Origin of the sequence: Reichenbachiella sp. (assembly GCF_039941815.1) — a bacterium.
Classification (GTDB): Bacteria; Bacteroidota; Bacteroidia; order Cytophagales; family Cyclobacteriaceae; genus Reichenbachiella.
Genome location: NZ_JBDVDW010000027.1, coordinates 144,399 through 167,445, shown reverse-complemented (window position 1 = coordinate 167,445; position 23,047 = coordinate 144,399). Strand labels below are relative to the sequence as shown.

17 protein-coding genes and 1 tRNA gene are annotated in these 23,047 nt (G+C 40.2%); 10 read left to right on the top strand and 8 right to left on the bottom strand.

Features of this window, described 5'->3' with window-relative positions; translation table 11 throughout:
• The first annotated feature begins 110 nt into the window (after positions 1-110).
• The 4 genes from ABJF11_RS06560 to ABJF11_RS06545 all read left to right on the top strand — a co-directional run bounded on the left by ABJF11_RS06560 (position 111) and on the right by ABJF11_RS06545 (position 3,967).
• Positions 111-464, top strand: a complete 354-nt coding sequence (locus tag ABJF11_RS06560) for a response regulator (RefSeq protein WP_348118902.1) — start codon at positions 111-113, stop codon at positions 462-464.
• A gap of 1 nt (position 465) precedes the next feature.
• Positions 466-1,836: a sigma-54 dependent transcriptional regulator gene (locus ABJF11_RS06555; RefSeq protein WP_348118900.1), complete on the top strand. Its 1,371-nt coding sequence runs from the start codon at positions 466-468 to the stop codon at positions 1,834-1,836.
• Positions 1,836-3,287 carry a PAS domain S-box protein gene (locus ABJF11_RS06550; RefSeq protein ID WP_348118898.1) on the top strand — a complete coding sequence of 484 codons (1,452 nt, stop codon included), beginning with the start codon at positions 1,836-1,838 and terminating at the stop codon, positions 3,285-3,287. The genes ABJF11_RS06555 and ABJF11_RS06550 overlap by 1 nt, the downstream gene beginning before the upstream one ends.
• Before the next feature lie 170 nt (positions 3,288-3,457).
• Positions 3,458-3,967, top strand: coding sequence for a DNA starvation/stationary phase protection protein (locus ABJF11_RS06545; protein ID WP_348118897.1), 510 nt, complete (start codon positions 3,458-3,460; stop codon positions 3,965-3,967).
• A gap of 20 nt (positions 3,968-3,987) precedes the next feature.
• Here ABJF11_RS06545 and ABJF11_RS06540 read toward each other — a convergent pair whose 3' ends face one another.
• From ABJF11_RS06540 to ABJF11_RS06530, 3 genes are all read right to left on the bottom strand, one after another.
• Positions 3,988-5,031, bottom strand: a complete 1,044-nt coding sequence (locus tag ABJF11_RS06540) for an endonuclease/exonuclease/phosphatase family protein (protein ID WP_348118895.1) — start codon at positions 5,029-5,031, stop codon at positions 3,988-3,990.
• 80 nt (positions 5,032-5,111) lie between these two features.
• Positions 5,112-5,270, bottom strand: a complete 159-nt coding sequence (locus ABJF11_RS06535) for a DUF1328 domain-containing protein (RefSeq protein ID WP_348118894.1) — start codon at positions 5,268-5,270, stop codon at positions 5,112-5,114.
• Between the two features lie 11 nt (positions 5,271-5,281).
• Positions 5,282-5,719 carry a hypothetical protein gene (locus tag ABJF11_RS06530; RefSeq protein ID WP_348118893.1) on the bottom strand — a complete coding sequence of 146 codons (438 nt, stop codon included), beginning with the start codon at positions 5,717-5,719 and terminating at the stop codon, positions 5,282-5,284.
• Between the two features lie 207 nt (positions 5,720-5,926).
• On the opposite strand from ABJF11_RS06530, the gene ABJF11_RS06525 reads away from it, so the two are divergent.
• The 4 genes from ABJF11_RS06525 to ABJF11_RS06510 are packed head-to-tail and all read left to right on the top strand — an operon-like array spanning position 5,927 to position 8,102.
• Positions 5,927-6,355, top strand: coding sequence for a hypothetical protein (locus ABJF11_RS06525; RefSeq protein WP_348118891.1), 429 nt, complete (start codon positions 5,927-5,929; stop codon positions 6,353-6,355).
• 55 nt (positions 6,356-6,410) lie between these two features.
• Positions 6,411-7,304 (top strand): mechanosensitive ion channel domain-containing protein, encoded by an 894-nt coding sequence (locus ABJF11_RS06520; RefSeq protein ID WP_348118890.1) that lies wholly within the window; start codon positions 6,411-6,413, stop codon positions 7,302-7,304.
• 46 nt (positions 7,305-7,350) lie between these two features.
• Entirely contained in the window at positions 7,351-7,710 is a 360-nt protein-coding gene (locus tag ABJF11_RS06515; protein WP_348118888.1) for a carboxypeptidase regulatory-like domain-containing protein, read from the top strand.
• Between the two features lie 47 nt (positions 7,711-7,757).
• Positions 7,758-8,102, top strand: a complete 345-nt coding sequence (locus tag ABJF11_RS06510) for a hypothetical protein (RefSeq protein WP_348118887.1) — start codon at positions 7,758-7,760, stop codon at positions 8,100-8,102.
• Positions 8,103-8,880: 778 nt separating this feature from the next.
• Here the strand turns inward: ABJF11_RS06510 and ABJF11_RS06505 are convergent.
• The 3 genes from ABJF11_RS06505 to ABJF11_RS06495 form a co-directional block, all read right to left on the bottom strand.
• Complete coding sequence (locus tag ABJF11_RS06505) at positions 8,881-9,672, bottom strand: hypothetical protein (protein WP_348118886.1); 792 nt, start codon at positions 9,670-9,672, stop codon at positions 8,881-8,883.
• A gap of 129 nt (positions 9,673-9,801) precedes the next feature.
• Complete coding sequence (locus ABJF11_RS06500) at positions 9,802-14,403, bottom strand: putative Ig domain-containing protein (protein WP_348118885.1); 4,602 nt, start codon at positions 14,401-14,403, stop codon at positions 9,802-9,804.
• Between the two features lie 341 nt (positions 14,404-14,744).
• Positions 14,745-17,663 (bottom strand): tetratricopeptide repeat protein, encoded by a 2,919-nt coding sequence (locus tag ABJF11_RS06495; RefSeq protein ID WP_348118884.1) that lies wholly within the window; start codon positions 17,661-17,663, stop codon positions 14,745-14,747.
• 479 nt (positions 17,664-18,142) lie between these two features.
• On the opposite strand from ABJF11_RS06495, the gene ABJF11_RS06490 reads away from it, so the two are divergent.
• Together ABJF11_RS06490 and ABJF11_RS06485 are read left to right on the top strand one after the other, a co-directional pair.
• Entirely contained in the window at positions 18,143-18,640 is a 498-nt protein-coding gene (locus ABJF11_RS06490; protein WP_348118883.1) for a DinB family protein, read from the top strand.
• Between the two features lie 408 nt (positions 18,641-19,048).
• Positions 19,049-19,243: a hypothetical protein gene (locus tag ABJF11_RS06485; protein WP_348118882.1), complete on the top strand. Its 195-nt coding sequence runs from the start codon at positions 19,049-19,051 to the stop codon at positions 19,241-19,243.
• A 640-nt stretch (positions 19,244-19,883) separates the two neighbouring features.
• On the opposite strand, the gene ABJF11_RS06480 is transcribed toward ABJF11_RS06485, so the two are convergent.
• Positions 19,884-19,957, bottom strand: a tRNA-Arg gene (locus ABJF11_RS06480).
• 236 nt (positions 19,958-20,193) lie between these two features.
• On the bottom strand, positions 20,194-23,043 hold the full coding sequence (gene infB, locus ABJF11_RS06475) for a translation initiation factor IF-2 (protein WP_348118881.1): 2,850 nt from the start codon (positions 23,041-23,043) through the stop codon (positions 20,194-20,196).
• Positions 23,044-23,047: the final 4 nt, after the last annotated feature.

Genomic DNA, 23,047 nt, shown 5'->3' with positions numbered 1-23,047 from the left:
ATGCTAATAATAGTGCCAAGTTTCAAAAGGTAGTCGATAGGGTTCTTTGATTGCTTGTAACAGGTTAATCACTTAACTTGTAGAAAAATTACACACCAGAAATCCTTTGCATGAAAGTGTTGATTGTTGATGATGAAGAAGATATTGGAATGATGGTTTCGAAGTTTCTGATCAACGAAGGACTGGAAGTGGTATTCGAAGCACGGATTGAAGCTGCCAGAAACCAGATCGCTTCAAATGAATTTGGACTTTGTTTTTTGGACCTCAACCTGCCGGATGGTACAGGATTTGATCTGATTGAGGACATTAGGCAAAAAAGCGACAAGGCCAAAATTATAGTGATCAGTGCCCATGACGGAGTCCAGGAAATGAAGCGGGCCAAAGAGATGGAGGTAGATCTTTTTATAAAAAAGCCATTTACAAAACGCCAGGTTATAGAAGCGGTACACGCAATGAAATCATAAGATGAAAAAAATCCTGATAGTAGACGACGAAGCCGATATCTGTCTTTTGCTGAAGAAGTTCTTCACAAAGAAAGGATTTGAGGTAGAAGCTGTGTCCGATGGAGAAGCAGCCATAAGGCATTTGAAAGCACATGAGACAAATCTCGTCATCTGTGACTTCAAATTGCCTGATTACACCGGTTTGGAAATTTTGAAAAAAGTGAAGATAATCAATCCAAAAACTCAGGTGATTATAATTACAGGATACTCCGATGTAAAGGTGGCAGTAGAGGCACTGAAGAAGGGGGCGTATGACTACGTGACAAAACCCTTGTATCCGGACGAAATTCTGGTGACTGTACAAGATGCATTAGAACAAGGCACGAGAAAAAAAGAAGAAAAATCAAACAAAGCAGCCGGTGTATCCAATATGGAGTTCGTTATTGGCCCCAGCCAACCCTCTCAGACGGTACAAAAGCATATTGACCTGATCGCACCTACGGACATGTCCGTGATCATTTTAGGAGAAACCGGTACCGGCAAGGAATATGTTGCCAAATGCATTCACAACAAAAGTAAAAGAGCCGATCAGCCATTTGTTGCTGTGGACTGCGGAGCATTACCTAAAGAGCTGGCAGGTAGTGAATTGTTCGGTCATGTAAAAGGCGCTTTCACCGGAGCGTTGAATGATAAAAAAGGAAGCTTTGAACTGGCCAATGGGGGAACGCTTTTTCTAGATGAAATTGGGAATCTGACGTACGAAAATCAGATCAAACTCCTGAGAGTTCTCCAGGAACGTGTCATCAAAAAAGTGGGCGGAACCAAAGATATTCCTGTTGATATCAGAATCCTTGTGGCTACCAATGAAAACCTCAAGGAAACGATCGATACGGGGGAATTCAGGGAGGACATTTATCATCGATTGAACGAATTCAGAATTGAGCTGTCACCGATCAGGGAAAGGACAGAAGATATTTCGCACTTTGCAGCTCATTTTTTAGAATCATCCAATCAGCAACTGAACAAAAAGGTGAAAGGTTTCGATGACGATTGCATGCAAATATTGAAGAACTACTACTGGCATGGGAATTTTCGCGAGCTTCGCAATGTTGTGAAGCGCTCTGTACTGCTTTGTCAATCGACCCACATTGATGCTTCATGTCTTCCTCCCGAGATTACTGACAATGCGGTTGCTAAGGAGGGGTCAATAGAAGTTTCTTTTCATGGACCGATACCGGGTACCCTCAGAGAAGTGGCTGAAGAAGCCGAGAAGCGCGCCATCCTGGAGGTACTCGAAAGAACCAACAATAATAAGTCTAAAACAGCCCAAATACTGGATGTGGATAGGAAAACGCTGTACAATAAGCTGAAAGCTTACAACATTGAATTTTAATGCTGGAGGAATTTAAAGATAAAGGAACAAGCACAACCGAGGGATTGCTCAAAAGCATATTGGATAGTGCATTCAATGGCATTATGACTTTTAAATCCATCAGAAATGACAAAAAAGAAATCATCGATTTTGAATGGCTTTTCGTCAACGATGTAGCGGAAGAGATTACCGGGAAAAAGTCAGAAGAATTACTGGGGTCAAGATTGCTCGAAATCTTACCGGCTAATAAAGAGGCGGGACTTTTTGATAAGTATGTGGAAGTAGTTGAGACCAGAAATTTTGACACCTTTGAACAACACTATTCCAGCGGAAAAACCGATAAGTGGTTTAGGGTATCGGTTGTGAAACTTGGAGATGGCCTTACCGTGAACTTTCAGGATATATCAGACCTGAAAGGGGCGTTACTAGAGACAGTGGCCAATGAGCGAAAGTATCAGCGACTTTTCGAAGAATCCATCGATCCCATTTTCCATGTGGATGAAAATTTTCAGATACTGGACACCAACCCATCCTTCCAACGGTTGTTCAACTATGCGGATGACGAATTGGTCTGTATGAATTTTCGACAGCTCTTTTCTGATCGGGAAGACTACAAATTGATGCGAAAGGTTTTGTTGGACAAGGGAACAACAGACGAACTCGAAGTAGAGCTCGTGCATCGGGAGGGAGAAAAGAAAGCATGTATTGTAAACTGCGCTTCTATTCGAAATGAGGACAATGAGCAAACCTTTATTGGTGTCATCCGAGACATGACCAAAAGGAAGCAGGCGGATCGGGAGATGATTCAGGCAGAAAAGCTTTCAATGACCGGTAAAATTGCGCGCACGATTGCTCATGAGGTTCGCAACCCGCTCACAAATCTTACACTCGCCCTTGAGCAGTTGAAAGATGAAGTGCCTGAGCAGGTAGAGGACGCAGAGCTTTATTTTAATATTATCAGTCGCAATGCAGACAGGATTGGAAAACTAATCACCGATCTGCTCAACTCTTCAAAGCCTAAAGAACTGCAGCTCAAAAAGCAATCAATGAATCAGCTTGTGGAGGAAGCATTGGATCTGGTGAAAGACAGACTCAAGCTACAAAGCATGGAACTCAAAAAATCCCTGGATGAGAAACTTCCTGCCCTTATGCTTGACAGTGATCAGATAAAAATCGCCCTGCTCAACCTATTCATTAATGCCATCGAGGCAATGAAGCCGGAGGTCGGCCGGTTGTTTGTTAGTAGTACCTTTGATGATGAGCGGCTTACGCTTCAAATTCAGGACAACGGCAAGGGCATTTCCAAAGAAAATATGAATGATCTTTTCGAACCTTTCTTTACTGGGAAAAAAGAAGGGACGGGATTGGGTCTAACCACTGTCCAAAATATCATTAATAGTCATAAGGGAAGGATAAAAGTAGAAAGCGAGGTAGGAAAAGGAACGACCTTTATGATCACATTTCCCATATAATCCATCAGAAATTTGAGGTCAATGCCCTAGTTGTTGTAGAAATCGTTCTACATCTGTTGACCTCCTCACACACCAGATTGCTCTCGATCTCCGTCACAGCCTGCTTCACACTTTGGTACTCTTTTTTCTACAATAACCATAAGAGTAATCAAAACTAAAAAAGCAGAAATATGAACGATGAAATAGTAAAATTAAAGAAAACGACCACCAGGATGTATACCAAATTGGGGTATACAAAATTAGAAACTGCAGAAATTGTAGAAGGATTGAATAGGCTTCTCGCCAACTACAGTGTGCATTATCAGAAGCTGAGAAATTTCCATTGGAATGTAAGAGGGGGAGATTTTTTCGAAATTCATGAAAGATTTGAGGATCAGTACAATTTTGCGAAAAAAGCAATTGATGAAATTGCAGAACGAATTAGGGTTTTTGGACAAACTCCACTTAGTACGATGAGAGACTATCTGGAAACAAGTGAAATCAAAGAATCGGGCACTGACCTCACGGCCATGGAAATGGTGCAGGAAATACTGAAGGATTATGAAATCTTGTTAGAGTTCATGTTCAACTCCATCGAGGAGGCAATCGACAAAGGAGATAGCGGTACAGAAGATCTCATCAAAGGATTTGTGAAGCAAATAGAGAAAAACCACTGGATGCTAACGGCTTTTTCGAAATAGACGACCGCCCTATCATACCACTATCTGACCTGGTTCAGTTTATCCGCAGCTTCATTTCTATCCGCCTGGTCGGGCTTTTCCGTATTGCTTCTCGCTGCAATCGAAGGGTCAAAAGTCAGCTCTACATAAATAGGAAAATGATCCGAGTCAAAATTGTTGAGAAGTTCTATTTTCAAAACCTTGAAATGATGGCTGATAAAAATATGATCCAAAGGCCATCTTAGAAAGGGATATTTCGCGTGATACGTGTTGAAAAACCCTCTACCCATACGAGGGTCGAGCAGCCCGCTTATTCTGATAAAGAGCCTCGAGGTATGAGACCACGCGACATCATTCATGTCACCGGCAACGATTACAGGCAAATCTCCGGTTCTTGATTCCCTCCCGACCAAAATAAGCTCAGCGTCACGCGGGGTGGAAGTTTCATTTTCTGATGGAGCCGGGGGTTTTGGATGTAATCCAAAAAATTGAACATCCTGGCCATTTTGAAGCGTAAAGATGACACTGAATGAGGGTACGTTGTCCTCCACTAAAAAACGCACTTCCGGATTCTTCAACTTGAGTTTTGAAAACAGAAGCATTCCGTACGTATTGTCCAGCGGATGAAGAAGATTGTAGGCAAACATTTGGTTCATGGACTCACTGATTGCATCAAGCCACTTTTGATCGGCCTCCACAACCAGCAAAATATCCGGATCTTTCTCAGTAATCACCTTCAAAAAGCCTTCATGGTTTTCGTTGTACATCAGCACGTTTGCCGATAGCACTTTTAAACGATCCCCGGCAAATGCATTCGGGACCTTTTTGGGCGCTAGTTTTAGATAAGGGAAGATCACCCACAGTCGAAAACATGCTGCGAGGGTTAAGAATGCTAGTAGAATAAACAGGGGAGTTGTAATATGGGGCACAAATGTCCAGGCTGCTATCGTGAACAGCGTAAAAATGGTTAGTTGAACAAATGGAAAGTCGAAAGCTTTGACAGACCAGTGATCCACCTTGATTAATGGAGCCAAAGTGGAAATTATGGCAAGGATTGAAAGTACAATCAAGATTGTGATAAGCATGTGACTTATTATCTAAAGCGCATAAAAAAACCGATAGCTTAAAGCTACCGGAGTTATGTGTTAACTAAAATACATTTATTTTACCCAAATACATCAGATACTAAAGACACAAGTAATAGTACAACAAAGATGAAAAAGAATATTCTTGCGATACCCGCAGCTCCTCTGGCAATACGGGTAAAACCGAGTACACCTGCGATTATTGCTATAATGATAAAAGTAACAGTCCATGAAAGCATAATTGTAAAATTTAGATGGTAAAAAGTGAAGTTGATTCCAACGCTCTTTTGAGCGCAATTCTCTCAACCTTATTGGTTATTTCCAGCCAGTTAATCTTCATAGTCCGGATGTACGTCTGTCCTGCCAGAACAGTAGAAAACCCGTAGAGTTCAGCAATTTTTTCCAACGCGATCTGGTCTTTCACTCTGACTCCCCTGACAAGTTTTTGGGCATCGGCCAGAATGGACTGGGATTCCCCTAATATTATCGGCTGGTTCTTTCTGTTTATAATTACGAAAATCCCTTTGATGTCCGTAAGTCTTCCTACTTTTTGTAAGATCGTCTTAATGCCATTTCCCTCCTGATAGAAATCCTGTAGAGGAAACCCTGACTTAAGCTTTCTGCGGTAGAGTTTAATCTTTGGCTGAATCTTAATGGTGCGGTCTCGAACATTTCCTGAATTGAACATAACTAATCGTTTTTGCCTCATATATATGGAAAAATCATTCCAATAGAAAAAGATAATCTGAGGGTCGCTGTGCTCGTAAAGGTGTAGAAATAATTCAACAGGTGTTGACACACTGCCACGTCCTCAAGGCTATTCCAGGCAATAATTGCTTCCTGACGCAATGGCACGCTTTTTCCATTTAAATGGGAAAACAATAAAAAAATCTACATGAAATACGACCGTTCAGAAATTCTGATGAAAAGCTTAATCCTATTTATAACCGTACTTGTGTTGGCAGCTTGCTCCAACAAAAAAAGCGACAAGTTAGCCGCCGAATTTGAACAGCAGAAGAAAGAAATGGTACAGAAACTAGAGCAAATTGAATCTGATATCAGCGACGCCATTGAGGACCTGGAAGACAAACTCAATATCAATGAAGGTCCAATTGAGAGAAATCTTGAAAAAGCAAAATCAGATTTGGAAGAAAAAAAGAATGACGTTAGAAAGTCATTTAGAAAGACAAAAAATGCTACTCAGGATAATTGGGAAGATGTCAAATCTGATGTTAACAGTACACTGAAAGATATCGAAGGTGAATTCAATAATCTAAAAAAAGACATCAAAACCACTCTGGAAGGAATAGGAGATGAGCAGTAAATGTACTCTGTCCTGAAGAAACTAAACAAATGGTTCAATATCAACAAATCATGAAATGAACTTTAATATTAACGAAGGAATAGGCCTTGCACTTAATAAGATTGAAACTTGGCTAGAGTCATTGGCCATCATGCTTCCCAATTTAGTCGTGGCTGTGATCGTCTTGATAGCTTTCTTTTTCGTAGCACGGTTCACCAGGAGTCTGACAAACAATGTCTTGAATAGGTTTTCGAATAGAGCTGCAGTCAATAGTCTGTTTACAACGCTAATTCACATCCTAACCATTGGCATTGGATTAGTCATAGCCTTGAATGTGCTCCAGCTGGAACGAACAATTACCTCACTCCTGGCTGGTGCAGGAATCCTTGGCCTGGCTCTGGGATTTGCTTTTCAGGACATAGCTGCCAATTTCATATCTGGAATCCTTATGGCTTTTCGGCAGCCCATAAAGGTCGGAGACATAATTGAAACGAATGATTATCTCGGTAAGGTTGAAGATATTAACCTTCGGGTGACCATTCTTCGGACCTTTGAAGGTTTGAATGTGATTATCCCAAATAGGGACGTTTTCCAGAAACCGCTCACAAACTATACAAAAACCAATGATCGGCGTATAGAGCTGGAACTTGGAGTTTCATATGCAGACGATTTGGAAAAAGTACAAGCTGTTACTGAAAAGGCTATTGGTGATTTGCCCTTTCTTTTGAAAGGGAGAGACGTCAATTTATACTTTAGTGAATTTGGCAGCAGCTCCATAAATTTCCAGGTGATGTTTTGGGTGGAATACCCGGACCAGCCAGGTTTTTTAAGAGCCAAGAGTGAAGCGATAATTGCCATAAAGAAGGCCTTTGATGAAAATGACATTACCATTCCATTTCCAATACGCACGCTGGATTTTGGTATTAAAGGAGGTGAAAAACTTTCGGAAATGGAAATCTCCAGGCCATGAAAAATGGCAGCAATTAAATTGTTACTAAACTTCAAATTTATATTTAATGAAAACTAAGATAATCGTATCAGTATTATTGTCAGCAGCTCTTCTCATGATCTCATCAAAAGGCTACTCGCAATTATTCTCTACCAAGCTCAAAGTGACTGTAATCGACGGCTTGGGCAATTTTACCGAAGGAGCCGCAGTCACCTTATATACATCTATAGATGACTATCGCTCAAATCAAAATGCTGTCATGGCAGGCGAAACTGATGAAAAAGGTAGAGTCAAATTCAAAGACCTGGAGCAGATTGTATACTTCATCGATGTAAGAAAAGATGATAAGAACAACAATGGACAGGGAGTACAAACAGGTCCCATCGAGAAGGGTAAAGTGAATAAGGTCAATATAGTGATTGAATAATTCTCTGCCTATCTCATATAATAATAGAAAATTTAAAACAACGAACAATGAATATACAGGACATAAAAGAATCGAAAAATAAGAATGAGTACGAAAAACGCATCAAAAAAATTGCTGATACGCTGGATGAGAGGCTAAGCTTCCTCAAGAATGAGAAAAGCAAGGTTGAAAAATCTGCAATAGAATCTTATGAATCCAAGATTCGGTTTCTGTCAGATAAGAGAGATAAGGTCGCACTCAGGCTAGACGAGATCAAATCTACAAGTCAGGAAAAATGGAATGAAACATATTCCTCAGCTCATGAGGAAATTAAAAAAATTTCCAGTGAAGCTGAAGAGGCCTATGTCGGAATGAAAAATGGGTTCAGTTACTTATTCGAAAAATTGAAGTAATGACAGGAGATTGGCTAAAGGACTGTACGTTGGTTTGATAGAAGAATAACTGCTCTCAGGAGTCCTTATGTTTATTGGCTGACAACCAGCTTATTCTTAACAATAGTCCGCTGAGATTTTTATGAGGGGGTCTTTTTCTTAAAGCTCCTCTTTTAGCTTTTGTCCATCATGCCCAATTGTCTATCATGACAATCAAAAGTTTTTTGTAGTGATCCTTCGGCGTTTCGTAGTCTAAATAAAAAAGTCAGCATACCTGCTGACTTTTCATTCTTAAGTGACTTTGTCATGATTCAATCACATTTTTTTATTGGATTGATAGTCAATGAATTGTAAGAGGCAATTGAAGTTTTAGAAAACTAAACAGTTCTATTCTGGGGAAGCCTACATATGGTCCAACTCTATGTGCAAGATCCATTTGACTTCAGAGAGCAAATTGATCATTTGTTGATAACAATGACTGAGATGATGGTTAAAGAACAAGCCATCATTGATTCGCAATTTGCATCACTCAAAATTGTTAAGCACGCTACAAAAGAAGAGTTATTCAGACTGATCCCTCGAGCGAAGGAATACTTAAATGATAACCTGGCAGGGCCAATCACATTGGATGTACTTAACAGTGAAATTGGCCTTAGTAAGTATTATTTGCACCGTCTGTTTACGGAGGTGTTTGGGTTTTCTCCTTTGACTTACTTATCCAAAATCCGCTTAGAAAAAGCCCGGCATAGTTTACAATATTCTATCGACACGATGTTGAAAATCGCAATGGCTTGTGGGTTTAGTGATCACTTCCGTTATTATGTGACTTTATTCCAATTAAATATAGTATTACCCCTGGCCCTGATTTTACTCTTCCGATATCCCATCGATAGTCTGCGCTTCGATCCAAATCTTGGACTAATTTATTCATTTCATCAATAGAATAAGTTCTCAGAGAAGAAACTATACCATCCCACCAAATAGTAATCGGCAGGATGGGAGCCAAGTAGGTGAAAACTATCCTCATAATACTAAAAGGCCGAATCATTGGAGTGATTACTAAGACAGTCAGTGGAGAGAAAAGCATGGCCAGCAAACTCGAAAAACTCCGTTCCTGAGCCTCAAATATCGCAATTGAACTATTCGAATCTACAGCATTTTGCAAGATGCGTTTGGCATCAAGAGGCCTAAAATGATGAAAGGATAAAAATAACGTTCTTAGTCCTTTCCACTTAGCGGAGACATTCCTTGCATCAACGGATTCACGAATAAAATCAAAGTTGTCTGATTGTTTTTTTGTGTGCTCAAAAGCCTTGAGGTTTGGATAATAGTCTGTCAAAAGAAATTTTAGTTCAGGCACATTTTTTTTCAATTCTTGATTCAACCAAATCAATCCACCACCACCTCCCGAACCAAGATCAATGATTTGGTTGGTATTACTTTCCTTTAGTGCATTGTCTAGAATCGGTAGAATAGGCTGATACATTTTGGTGAAATTTGCTAATGCCTGTAGAAAATCTGTCGCGTAGTTTCTGAGCCTGGAGGGAAACCATCGTTGGTCGCCAAATTCAAATAGGTGTGCTCTTGCCATTGTTGTCATTTTTTATAAGTTGATGAATTGAACCGGGGAATTTTAAATAAAGCAGCGGAAGTATTTATCCGCTGCTGTTGTTGTGTCTACAGGTTATTAGACCGGTAGAGCATTTGATTGTTACCCGTTTTATTTCTTTCTAAAGCGTTGGTTTAGGGTATAGCCTGTGAACTGGCACTTAATAAAATATTGCCCTTCTGTTAGTTGAAAAAGATCCAAAGAGATAGGTGAAATAGATAAGTCAGTTATCCTTACCTCCCTTATTCGTTCGCCGGTAATTGAATATACCTCAATGGATCTTATGTCTTTCTGTTGTGTACTATTTAGGCCAATGTTTAATTGATGTTGAGCTGGTACAGGATATACTATGAGTCTAGGATTTTGTGCTATCATCAATACTTCACTTTGTAAAACTTTGAGATCAAATGCTAATGAAGCTGAGCCACCGTTTCCGTCACTTGCGGTTATTGTCACAACAATAGAGGCTACATCTGATTCTGATGGGGTTCCTTCAAGCGTGCGGCTGTCTGGTAGAAAACGAAGCCACTGGGGTAATTTTGTATCATCTTTCAATGATGCACTATAGCTCAGCAGATCATCATCTTCATCGGTAAAAAGAGCTTTATCAAACTGAAAGCTAAATAGCAAACCTTCAGTTGCTTGCTGACTTGGGATTGAATTTGTTGAAACCGGAGGGTCGTTGACATTGAGTACCTCTAAGTCAAAACTGTCAACCACTTTGCCACCATTTCCATCATTGGCTTCAAGTACGATACTAAAGTTGCCTATATCAGTTTGGGTAGGTGTGCCTTGAAAGGTTCTGGTGTTGGATGAAAAATCTAGCCATTCAGGGAGTGGGGAGCCATCGGCTAAAGTTGCACTATAGATGAGCACATCATTCTCCTCATCTAGGAAGACAGTTGTCAGAAATTCAAAGGAATAGGGTGTGTCTTCCATTGCCACTTGATCAGCAATAGCATTGACCACCACAGGTGCATCGTTAACAGCTGTTATAGTGAGGGTAAATTGATCAACAACGAGCCCTCCCTTTTGATCATTAGCTGTGATTCTAAGGATCAGACTACCGATGCTTTCATAGGAAGGAGTACCAATGAGCGTACCGTTGACACTATTGAAAGTCAACCAATCGGGCAGTGTACTATTATCGTTCAAACCGTTGGGAACTATGCCTGCGCTATAGATTAGTTCATCATTGTCAGGGTCTACAAAAGTCTGATCAGGAATTTGATATGTGTATAAGGCATCCTCAGGAGTGCTTTGATCTGGGATCTGCTGGGCTATCTGAGGTGAATTATTCATGTTGACTTCTATGTCGAATGTCTGGGAGATCATTCCCCCGTTGCCATCATTGGCAGTCAGTTGGATACTGATAGTACCCACTTGCGCAAGTGATGGCGTACCACTGAAAGTTCTTGTGACAGCATCGAAGGTGATCCAACCTAGCAAGTTGGCATCTCCAATTTGCTGAATATCATAGCTTAGTTGATCACCAAGGTCAGGATCACTAAAGGTGCTTTGCGAAAATTGAAAGTTAAAAGCCTCCGTGGCACTTGCGAATTGTTGTTGAATCTCTTGAATGACTACTGGTGGATCATTAGTGTTCACAATCTCCAGATCAAATTCATCTGTGACACTTCCTCCATTTCCATCAGCAGCAGTTACTTGGATCGAAATCACTCCCACATGATCATTGTTGGGGGTACCGTTGAGAGTTCTGGTGGTGGCGTCAAAACTCAGCCAGCCTGATAGCTGTGGTTCTCCAGACTCATTTGCCGAATAGGTTAGTACATCTCCTAAGTCTTGATCATCGAATGTGTTTAATGCAAACTGAAAACTAAAGGCTTGATCCTCAGTGGCCGATTGATCAGGAATGGCATTGAGTACTGTTGGCGTGTCGTTGGTATTGACTACTTCAATATCAAATGCTTCCATTACGGAACCACCCTTGCCATCATCAGCAGTCACTTGGATGCTAATCGTACCGACGTGATGATTAGCTGGCGTCCCACTAATTGTGCGTGTAAACGGATCAAAGGACGTCCATCCTATAATGGAAGACTCGCCTGCTTCTACTACACTATATGTGAGTACATCATCTGCGTCTGCATCGCTAAATGTACCACTTGAAAATTGAAAACTAAAGGCCTGATCTTCGGTGGCCATTTGATTAGGAATAGCACTGCTTATGGTTGGAGGGTTGTTGGGTGGTGCTAATACCGCAAGGGTAAATACTTTCTCAAAGGAACCTTGAATATTGTTTTCTACTCGCACCCTTACGGAGTATGAGCTTTGGGCTGCCATATCCAATGGCGCATTGATACGAAGGTCTTGCCCCTGGATGTTAAATGCACTATTACCTGTGTCTCCCAAGCCTGACACTAGAGAGTAAACAAATGAGGTGTTGGCATTTGGATCAATAGCGGCCAAAGTACCGACCACCGTGTTTGCGGCAAGTCCTTCATACACGTATTGTTTGGTAATCAGCAGATCAGTAGGGGATTCCGTATCTTGTACAAACACTATGACATTCTTGGTTAGATAAATCCCGCTGCTGTTGATTACCTTAATACCAACCCGTGGCACAGTTGTTATTTCTTCATCCAGGATGGTTTCAGTGGTATACAATTGGTTGTTTATCAGTTTGAAATAAGCATTAGCAGAATTGAGCAGAGGAACCAAGCTGTAGGTAAACGTTTCATTGGCGTCCTGAGTGGCTGCACTCACCGTTCCGATTAGTGTATTCGGTGGTAGGTTTTCATCTACTGTATTAGGTGTAATCAATATATCAGTCGGTCGTCCGTAATCTAGGATGCTTATAACCAAAATATTTTCAAATACATAGTTAGAAGAGTTGGTCGTACGTACTCTGATACGATACTCTGATTTTATGTCAAAATTGAAGACTGAACTGGACCTTAGTTGATTGCCGAGTAGGTTGAATGAGCTGTTATCGTTGTCACCTTCTCCTGCAACAAGCATATAGGTATGTGTTTCTCCTGAGGTAGGATCACTTGTAGATAGGTTACCAACTAGTGTATTAATGGGTTGATTTTCCTCTATTTCCCCATAATTTCCTAGAGTAATATTACTAGGACCTTCCGTCTCATAAGCTTGAATGGTGACTTGTCGCTCGAAAAATAGACCATTCGGATCTTGTGTTCTAATTCTAACACTAAAAGTATTTTGTACGTCGTAGTCAAAGATTTGATTGGTGCGAAATAGGGTATTGGAAATAACAAATTTGTCGTTGTCGGTGTCTCCAGGCCCTGACACCAGAAAATAATCAAATGCCAAATGATCTGCCACTTGATGGGCATCTGCGTCTTCTGTTTTGAGTCGACCAACCAAAGTATTGACGGGTTGATTTTCCAATATGGAGTTACTGCTCAGAAGAATGTCAGTAGGTGCAGTGTTGGATCGAATGTTGATGGTAATAATTTTTTGGTATGTTAAACCTTCGGGGTCCATGGATTGCACCCTAATGCTATAGGTATTTTTTAAAGAGGCGTTAAAAACCTCTGTGGATTTTAGCTGTCGACCAATAATTTGAAATGAGGTATTATTGTCGCTACCTACTCCCGAAACTAGGGAATAGCTAAATGTGGAAGCTTGGTTCAGGGTCTTTTCGTCAATACTTGAAAGTATACCAATATTGGTTCCGATAGCTTCATTTTCATCCATGAAGTCCCTGGAAATAGTAATATCTGTGGGAGGGTCATTGGGTATCACGTGGATAATCATGGCCTTTTCAAAAAATAGTCCATCAGGGTCGGTAGATCGGATACGGATGCTATAAGTGCTTTTGACATGTCCATCAAAAATAGCGTTGGATGTAAGGATACCGTCAGTTGCTCCAAATTGAAAAGAGTTGTTATCATCATCTCCCGGACCGGCTGCAAACGAATAAGTAAAGCTATTTTGGTTAGTCGTTTCCTGATCTTCTGAGTACAAAATTCCAACAATTGTTCCGATCGGGTTGTCTTCATCAATTTCATAACTATTCAAAAAGATGTCTGTTGGCGCATTATTGTCTATTATTAATATAGACATAGGTTTTTCAAAGGTATGTCCCTTGCTGTCTAGTGTGCTGACTCTGATGCTAAATATATTTTGTACATCAAAATCAAAGATTTGATTGGAAATCAATTGCTGACCATTGATAGTAAATGCGGCATTATCTGTATCGCCAGGGCCAGAAACCAAATTGTAAAAGAAGGCGCCTTCATTATCCACATCAATCGAACTTAATATACCTATTGTAGTATTAATAGGAGCTCCTTCGATAATTGTATTTTTGGTAAGCGTAATGTCAGTAGGAGGGTCATTGCCGATTACATGAATAGTAAAAGCTTGTTCATAAGAGGCGTTAAAATCGTCTTCTACCCTCAGTCGAATGTGGTAAGTGCCACGAAGTACGTTGGTCGAAGTTCGTACAAAGGTGGAATTACTGATGCTGGAATAAATAGTATTAAATAGCGCATTGTCATCTGAACCAGGACCTGCTACCAATGAAAAATAGAAGTACCTACCAGGTACGGTTGGATTTACATCTGGATCGCCGGCTTTCAAAAAAGAAAAAGTATGATTGACTCCAAGTCCTTCATCGAATGTGTTGTTTACAAGAGTGATGGATTCAGGTGGTTGATTTTGGCCATAAGCCTGCAGACTGGCAAACATGACTAGCACTAGCTGTAACAGTAAACTTTTCATAGCATTTGATTTTTGATTCGTTTGTTTATTTTTTTCGCGCAGTTCATTTCCCTATTTATCAATTGGATTATTGAGGAAGAATAAGATGTAGCCTTGCAGTCAGTTCATCGAAACTGACCTTGAGGCTAAAGAGTTAAAATTATGAGGCCGCAGCTCAAATCGTAAACAGCTATATCCCAAACTTCATAAACTATGTAACATGGCCTATTGTGACCATTTAGGGCTATTTTTAAACAAAAGGTTAGTATTGTCCAATCATGATTTAGATTAATCAATGGACTTTGAGCGCAGAAAAAGAAAACTACTCTTGATGGTCTGATTACGAAAAGCTAAGAAAGGGATCAGCTGTTCCTTTGATTGGAAACCCATTTTTCTGGATTGGCCACATATTCTGATGGGGGTAATGCAAATTTTTCTCTGAAGCATTTTGCGAAGTAGGAAACGTTGTTAAAGCCTGAGGCATATGCAACCTCCGATATATTCAAAGCTTCAGATTCTAATAACTGTGAGGCCCTTTTCAGTCGCTGATTCCGAATAAATTCACTAGCCGAGCTATTGACTAGCGCTTTAAGTTTTCTATGCAATTGCATTCTACTCATGCCTGCTTCTCGTTGAAATTGTTCTACCGTAAAGTCAAGATTTGAGATGTTTTGTTCTACAATAGTCTGTACTTTTTCTATGAACTCCTTGTCTGGAGGAGTAATACTAATGGAAGATGGCTCAAGGAAGATCATGTCACCAAACCTCTCACGCAGTGTTTTTCTTTGAGTTATCAAATTGAGTGCACGGACTTTGAGTTCCTCCTCTTTAAACGGTTTTAGTACATAATCATCTGCTCCCGTTTTTAACCCCAGTATTTTGCTATCCAGATCAGCCTTGGCGGTCAATAAGATGACAGGGATGTGACTGGTCAACTCATCGGTTTTTATTTTTTGACAAAACTCGATACCATTCATTTCTGGCATCATTAGATCAGAAACTATTAAATCGGGTAATTTCTCATGTGCTATTGTTAGGCCTTCTTTGCCATTCATAGCTTCAAACAAATCGTACTCGTCCTGAAAAATGCTTTTTACATAGCGCCTTACATCATTATTGTCATCGACCACTAAAATAGACTCGCGCTCAACGCTAAAACATTTCTGATTGAGGGTGTCGGAGTCAGGATTTTTCAGAGTAATGGTTTCTGCTATCGAAGTGATGGTCTTTGATTCTACCACTGCCTGATCCCATATGGGAACGGTCACCTTGAAGCTGGTTCCAATGTTTTCTTCGCTGTCAACCTCAATGTTTCCCTGGTGTAGAGCAACTAGTTCTTTAGTCAACGCTAATCCAATGCCAGTCCCGCCGATAGAATGATCCAAATTTACTTGGCTGAAACGTTCGAATAATTGTTTGATTTTGTTTTTAGGGATTCCAATGCCATTGTCAGCAACTACAATTTGGTAATCTTCGCCTAGCTGACCAGCAGTTATAGATACTTGGCCACCCTTTGGGGTAAACTTGATCGCGTTTGATAGCAAATTATAAATTACCTTATGCAACTTATCCCGATCAAATGAGATAATGGATTCTTCTTGAGATATCTCAATGTTTAAGTTTATTTCTTTCTGTTCAGCAAGCGACCAAAAAGAATGAGACAGGGAGGCAATAAATGTATTGATATTTGCTTTGGATAGATTCAGCTTCATGCTCCCTGCGTCTAACTTGGATAGATCAAGGAGCTGGTTGACCAATTCCAGCAGTCTCGCCGCATTGTTGTGCATCATTTTATAGAGCACCTTCTTACTACCATGCGATTCTTTATGAATAAGGCGTTCCAAAGGGCCTAGTATAAGTGTAAGCGGAGTTCTAAACTCATGCGAAACATTAGTAAAAAAATGTGTCTTTATTTCATCAAGCTCTTCTAATTTCTTATTGGCTTTGGTCTTAATTTTATACCTGCTGTAGAGTATGAGTGCTATGATTATTACAAAGAGAGAAACTAAGGTGAGATAGTTTCTCAGATTTTCCCCTTTAGTTATCTTGAGTTGATTAATTTCATTTTGAGCACTGAGCAGGTTGATTTCTTTTTCTTTTTGCTGACTTTCAAAACGAGCGGCCATTTCTGCGAGCTGTCCGGTTTTCTGTTCATTGAAAAGGCTATCACTGATATTTTTGAATTCAACATAGTAATGGAGCGCACTTTTATAATCATTTTGATGGGCGTAGATTTCACTTAGAATCTCAGAGGCATCCATGTAAATCAATGGAATACCTATTTTTTTAGCTAAAATCTGCGCTTCATGTGTACGCTTTTTAGCAAGTTCTATTTCATTCAACTGCATATGTGTATTGCCGATGGCAACCAACGTATAGCACTGGTCCGTTTTGTTATCAGTTTGTATTTGTACCTCTAACGCTTTGAGATAGTACTGCATGGCAGAACGATAATCTTTTAAGTCGAAATAAAAATTACCAATATTTGATTGAAGCTGAGATGTTTTTCTAGTTTCATTAAGTGATTCTACGATCCTCAGAGACTCCAGATAGTAGGGCAGCACCTGATCAAAATTACCCAATGCTCGTTGTACGATGCCCATGAGTTGGAGAATGTGAGATTTTAGAGATAAATCCGAGTGTTGATCTGACAATTCCAAAGCCTGCTGACAATATTCAAATGACTTTCTGTAGTCATCGGTTCTATAATATACCAATCCTATATTTCTCAATACCATGGCGAGTTCTAGAGAATGCTCTTCATATAATTCCCTGCTTTTTTGATAGTGATCTAGTGCAGCTAGAAAATCATGTTTATCCAAATAAATATTGCCTAAGTTGTTGTGAGTTTTCGCCTGCCAGATTGCATTCTTTTCACTTTGCGATAGTTTAAGGGCTTGTTTGAAAACAGTAAGAGCGCCTTCCCATTGGCTCATGGATCTAAGTGTCTTACCTTTTGAAGAAAGCGCTTCTAAGACCTTTTTATGATATTGATGATCAGATGCTAACGAAAATGCCATGTCAAAGTAGTGTAGTGCACTATCATAGTTCGCTTTTTTATGATTTAGATATCCAATAGCGAGCTGACTATTTATTTGTCCATGATAAAAATCGATGGCCGTAGCTAGTTCGAGTGCTGCCTGCGCATATGCTTTGGCGACTTCGGGTTTTGTTGCTATCATCGCTTCATGTAGCTCCAGCAATTGAATGACTCGACTGGTATCCGATATCTGCCCGGAGGTTTGTGATATGGTATATGCTGATGCACTGAGACTTCTCACAAATAAAAAAAGAATGAAGATTAATGAAGTTCCTTTACTCCATATTTTGTCTAAAATGGAAACATGAGGAGAAAGGTAAAAGCACTGGGGGCTAGACATGGGATTCATTCGAGAGGAGATTAAAAACTACTATTACCGCTGCAACCTTAGTTAATAAAAGTATGAAAATACTAAAATTGAAACAGATCTACCTGCTCAAACAAAGCAATGTGACATATGCATTAAAATTTGGGACATAGGTGTTTATTCAAAAGGGCAGTAGATCCATACATTTACTTATCAACAATACACGAGTATTAAAATAAGGTATCTCAGTTGCAAAAAATATTGGTTTAGCATATGCTTCCAGTTGCTGCCATTTCTGATTAGCAGTATGGAATCAAAAAGGAATAGCCCAAATCAGAGAATTGGCTATCTTTTAGCCGAAACTTAAACTAAACCATACGCCACTCTTGATACAGAGGTTAGCATTAACTAGAATGAAATACCTTATTGAAAATATTATTCAGCAGTTAGAGTCAGTCCAGAATGGGAAATTATGGATAGGTAGCACTTTTGATAGTAAATTGAATCAAGTAGATGAAAACTGGGTTTTTTTAAGACCCATTGAAAGTCTACACAGTGTAGCGGAAATAATTTCTCATTTGACATTTTGGAGGCAAGAGACAATTTTAAAAATCCAAACTGGAAAAGGAAGTAAAACTGATGATTGTGTGGAAAATTGGTTGGATAATGATAAGCTCAAAACTATAGGTTGGGATAATATTAAATCAGAATATGATAGAACTTTATCAGAATTGATTGATTTATTAAAATCCAAAAATGATGAATTCTTGAATGAGCTATATTATGATACAGATTTCAAAGGCGATTATGAATACCAATTTGTAATTAATGGAATGCTTCACCACGATATTTATCATTTAGGGCAACTTGGAATAGTAATAGAATATTTGAAGAAAAGGAACAAATGCTAACCATGTACATAAATAGTACCCTATCGAGCGATCCTTGTACGTTCCGAATTCCTAAAGCAAGTGAGTGTAAATTAAACTCTTTGTAGAAGTGTTGTCTCTGTTAATTTCCAATTACTTTCTACGATAGAATGAGAACATTATGAGAAACTTTTTTGACATAAGTTTCTCTAAAAAGAAATGCAATCCATCATTAACAATAACCAATTTACCATTTTTGGGTATTGCATACTAATTAAATTATGGGCAACTTGAGTCTTTATAATAGAGAAATGTAAGCATTAAAACGGCGACCAATATGGAAATAGATCAAGCAAAATCAGGTGCACGTGCGCTTTTTATCAGTCTGCTTTCTTAGCTGGCTTTGGAGTTAGCAGAGATTCTGCCGATAGAATAGATCAACTTGTAGATATGAGCTTTAGCAAAATTGAAGATGACAAATATCCTGAAGCTGTTGCAAGTCTTTTGAAAATATTACGAGAAACCCTAATTTATGCTCAAGAAAAAGGCCTTAAAGTCTTAACTGAAACGAGTGTGGATAAGGGAAAAAACAAAGCTTGTCCTGTATACCCTTTTGATGAATGGCCTCCCTTTTCCAATGGATGAATTAGAGAAAGGCTTTGACCATGTGACTAACACCTCAAAACTACTAATAACGCTTTCAACCACGTTTTTAGGATTTAGCGTAACATTTGTAAAAAAAGTGGAAGGTTTAAAGTTTGAAACTTGCTGGGATAAAATAACCATCTCATTTTCTTATTTGTTTTTTGTAATTACAATTGGTTTTGGGATTTGGGCCCTTTTAGGTGTCACTACGGTTCTGCAGCCAAAAGAAAAGTTGAGGTCCTGGAAATTCAACCCTTCTATTCGAGATAACAAAATAAGTACGCCATTTATGTTGCAAATTGTTTCATTTGCACTGGCTGCAATGTTTCTGATGCTATTTAGTCTGGGAAAAATCTGGGCCTAAATGGGATGTCATGGTAAACCCCCAGATACGGAGTGATCCATGAAAAGTCATTCGGCTATAAAATAAAAAAGTCAGCACGAGGTGCTGACTTTCCGTTCTTAAGTGACCTTGTCAGGATTACTTTCGGTGATCCTTCGGCGTTCCGAATTCCGATAGCCAAACCCAAATTCTTTTCAAGAATCTGGGTTTGTTGTTTAAACGCTTTCACTGAAACGAGTTTCGCTCAGCACTTAAACAACAAAACCCCAGCAATTTGCTGAGGTTTGTCTCTCCTCGTGACCTTGTCAGGATTCAAACCTGAAACCTCCTGAGCCGTAATCAGGTGCTCTATTCAGTTGAGCTACAAGGCCATCTATTTCTGCAAATATAGCTGAGTCTATTATTTTGTCTCAACCATTTACCAGTATTTTCAATAAAAAAAGTAGGACCGCAGCGGACCCATAATATTTGATTACCAACCAACGATTTTGTACATCGTGCCACCATAGCACCACCCAGGGCTTATAAACCAACCCCAGGGCCAATAGAAAAATGGAGGAGTAGGACAAGACGGAAGTGAGGTTTTGCACCGCTTCCATAAGCTTGGTTAGAGTGAGCGTTTGATTTCTCGCTGCTCAAATCCTTCGATTACATCACCTACTTTGATATCATTGAATCCTTTGATTGAGATACCACATTCGTAGCTATGTTTCACCTCAGCGACATCGTCCTTGAATCTCTTCAATTGTCCGACTTCACCTTCATAGGTTACAATACCATCTCTAATCAATCGAATGTTGTTGGCACGTTTCACGTATCCATCAGTTACGTAGCAACCTGCAACTGTTCCAACCTTAGTGATTTTAAACACCTCTCTTACTTCAATGTTACCAGTGATCACTTCCTCTACAGTAGGAGCCAATAGACCTTCCATTGCATCTTTCACGTCGTTGATCGCGTCATAGATGATAGAGTATAGTCTGATTTCAACTTCTTCTGTCTCAGCAATCTTCTTAGCTCCTCCTGACGGACGAACCTGGAACCCGATGATCACAGCATCCGAAGCAGAAGCCAATAGTACATCAGATTCTGAAATCTGACCTACAGCCTTATGGATGATATTCACCTGTACCTCAGAGGTAGAGAGTTTCAATAGAGAATCTGATAAAGCTTCCACCGAACCGTCCACGTCACCTTTCACAATAACGTTCAATTCCTTAAACGATCCAATAGCGAGACGACGACCAATCTCGTCGAGAGTAATGTGCTTCTTGGTTCTGATCGTCTGCTCACGTAGGATTTGCTCACGTTTGGTAGCAATCTCACGAGCTTCTCGATCAGACTCCATTACGTTGAACTTGTCACCTGCCTGAGGTGCACCATCTAGTCCAAGCATCTGAAGCGGGGTCGAAGGGCCAACCTTCTTAAGTTTAGTTCCTTTATGATCAAACATGGCTTTCACCTTGCCAAAGTAAGATCCTGCCAAGACCACATCTCCAACTTCCAAAGTACCGGACTGTACCATCATGGTAGTCACATAACCGCGACCTTTGTCGAGTGATGCTTCTATGATAGAACCGACCGCTTTTTTGTTGGGGTTGGCTGTGAGTTCGAGTACTTCAGCTTCCAACAATACTTTTTCAAGTAAGTCTTCAATACCTTGTCCTGTCTTCGCTGATATCTCCTGGCACTGATATTTTCCACCCCAGTCTTCTACCAAAATATTGATAGCAGATAAGGCTTCTTTGATTTTATCAGGGTTAGCATTTGGCTTGTCGATCTTATTTATCGCAATGATAATCGGCACCCCGGCGACCTGTGCATGATTGATGGCCTCTTTGGTTTGTGGCATCACGTCATCATCTGCAGCGACCACGATGATTACAATATCCGTAATTTTAGCACCTCTGGCACGCATTGCTGTAAAGGCTTCGTGACCCGGAGTATCCAGGAATGCAATTTTTTTGCCTGACTCAGTCATCACGTCATAAGCCCCGATATGCTGCGTGATACCTCCGGCCTCGTCAGCTGTGACTTTTGAATCTCTTATGTAATCCAGTAAAGAAGTCTTACCGTGATCGACGTGTCCCATAATAGTAACAATAGGCGCTCGATCTTCAAGTGATTCCTCGGTATCTACTTCTTCGATTACATCTACTTCTTCATCCTGGGTAGTGAAATCCACATTGTAGCCAAACTCATCAGCAATGATGGTGATGGATTCGGCATCCAATCTCTGGTTGATCGAAACGAACATACCCAACGACATGCAGGTAGAAATGATATCATTGACAGAAACGTCTAGCAGACTTGCGAGGTCATTTGCAGAAACGAATTCAGTCACCTTAAGTGTTTTCGATTCTTCCTGCTCTTGCATTAGCCTTTCTTCCTCGGCATCTGCGACTGCGGATCTTTTCTCTTTTCTATATTTTGATCGACTTACATTAGAGCTTGTTTTCCCTCCACTTAGTTTAGCAAGGGTTGCTTTGATTTTATCTTGAATCTCTTTGTCGGTAAGTTCTTCTTTAACGACTTTTTTCTTGCCCTTATCAAATCGGCCGCCTGACCCCGATCGTCCACCACCACCGCGTGGGCCACCACCAGCATCCTTCTTGGAAGTGCTGATTCTTTTCCTTGGTCGTTTTTTATCACCTGAGGTATCAGACGATGCGACAGGTTTGCCTTTATCAGATTTACTTGGTGTTTTCGGCAATTCAATTTTGCCCAAAACCTTCAGTCCTCTTAGCGAGTCGGCCTTGGCCTCTATTGTCTTATTTTCTTTCTCAAGTGGAGCTACATCCTTGGCTGGTTCTGTAGGCGCCGCTTCAGGAGGGGTTTCGACTTCTTTTTCTTTTGCTGCTGTATCTTCAACTGGAGCTTCTTCTACTTTCGGCGTCTCCTTTGGAGCTTCCTCGGCTTTTGGCTCTTCTTTAGCTTCCTCCTTGACTTCAGCTTTAGGTTCAGTCTTCGGTTCTACTTTAGGCTCCGGCTTTGGAGCAACTTCTTCCTCTTTTTTAGCTTTGCTGTCAAGGTCTATTTTGCCTACTACTTTGAAACCTTGAAGTTTTGGACTATCCACAGATGACTCTTCTGCTTTGTCGCCTTCTTCCGCTTGCTCAACTTTCGAAGGAGCGTCTTCTACAGTTTTTTGAGTGTTGTCGGTAATCAGAATTTCTTCTTCTTTTTTGGCTTCTTCTTTTGTTGGAACGGATTCGGCAGTGATCACCACATTATCGCCTGATTTGGATCCAATGGTTAACCCACTTGCTTCTTCTTTTTCATGTGCAGAATCAGCATATTCTTTTGCCAGCATGGCATATTGATCCGGGGTCAGCTTGGTGTTGGGGCTCCGCTCTATCTCATGCCCCTTGTCAGACAAGAATTCAACCACGGTATCAATACCGACGTTGAGTTTTCTTGCAGCCTGATTGAGTCTTATCATTTTACCTTCAGCCATAGTC

Coding starts and splice junctions, on each gene's coding strand:
- infB (WP_348118881.1), bottom strand. CDS start 23,043: ATGGCTGAAGGTAAAATGATAAGACTCAATCAGGCTGCAAGAAAACTC.
- ABJF11_RS06540 (WP_348118895.1), bottom strand. CDS start 5,031: ATGCTTATCACAATCTTGATTGTACTTTCAATCCTTGCCATAATTTCC.
- ABJF11_RS06525 (WP_348118891.1), top strand. CDS start 5,927: ATGAAATACGACCGTTCAGAAATTCTGATGAAAAGCTTAATCCTATTT.
- ABJF11_RS06535 (WP_348118894.1), bottom strand. CDS start 5,270: ATGCTTTCATGGACTGTTACTTTTATCATTATAGCAATAATCGCAGGT.
- ABJF11_RS06555 (WP_348118900.1), top strand. CDS start 466: ATGAAAAAAATCCTGATAGTAGACGACGAAGCCGATATCTGTCTTTTG.
- ABJF11_RS06520 (WP_348118890.1), top strand. CDS start 6,411: ATGAACTTTAATATTAACGAAGGAATAGGCCTTGCACTTAATAAGATT.
- ABJF11_RS06515 (WP_348118888.1), top strand. CDS start 7,351: ATGAAAACTAAGATAATCGTATCAGTATTATTGTCAGCAGCTCTTCTC.
- ABJF11_RS06485 (WP_348118882.1), top strand. CDS start 19,049: ATGAGCTTTAGCAAAATTGAAGATGACAAATATCCTGAAGCTGTTGCA.
- ABJF11_RS06500 (WP_348118885.1), bottom strand. CDS start 14,403: ATGAAAAGTTTACTGTTACAGCTAGTGCTAGTCATGTTTGCCAGTCTG.
- ABJF11_RS06530 (WP_348118893.1), bottom strand. CDS start 5,719: ATGTTCAATTCAGGAAATGTTCGAGACCGCACCATTAAGATTCAGCCA.
- ABJF11_RS06510 (WP_348118887.1), top strand. CDS start 7,758: ATGAATATACAGGACATAAAAGAATCGAAAAATAAGAATGAGTACGAA.
- ABJF11_RS06545 (WP_348118897.1), top strand. CDS start 3,458: ATGAACGATGAAATAGTAAAATTAAAGAAAACGACCACCAGGATGTAT.
- ABJF11_RS06550 (WP_348118898.1), top strand. CDS start 1,836: ATGCTGGAGGAATTTAAAGATAAAGGAACAAGCACAACCGAGGGATTG.
- ABJF11_RS06560 (WP_348118902.1), top strand. CDS start 111: ATGAAAGTGTTGATTGTTGATGATGAAGAAGATATTGGAATGATGGTT.
- ABJF11_RS06490 (WP_348118883.1), top strand. CDS start 18,143: ATGAAATACCTTATTGAAAATATTATTCAGCAGTTAGAGTCAGTCCAG.
- ABJF11_RS06505 (WP_348118886.1), bottom strand. CDS start 9,672: ATGGCAAGAGCACACCTATTTGAATTTGGCGACCAACGATGGTTTCCC.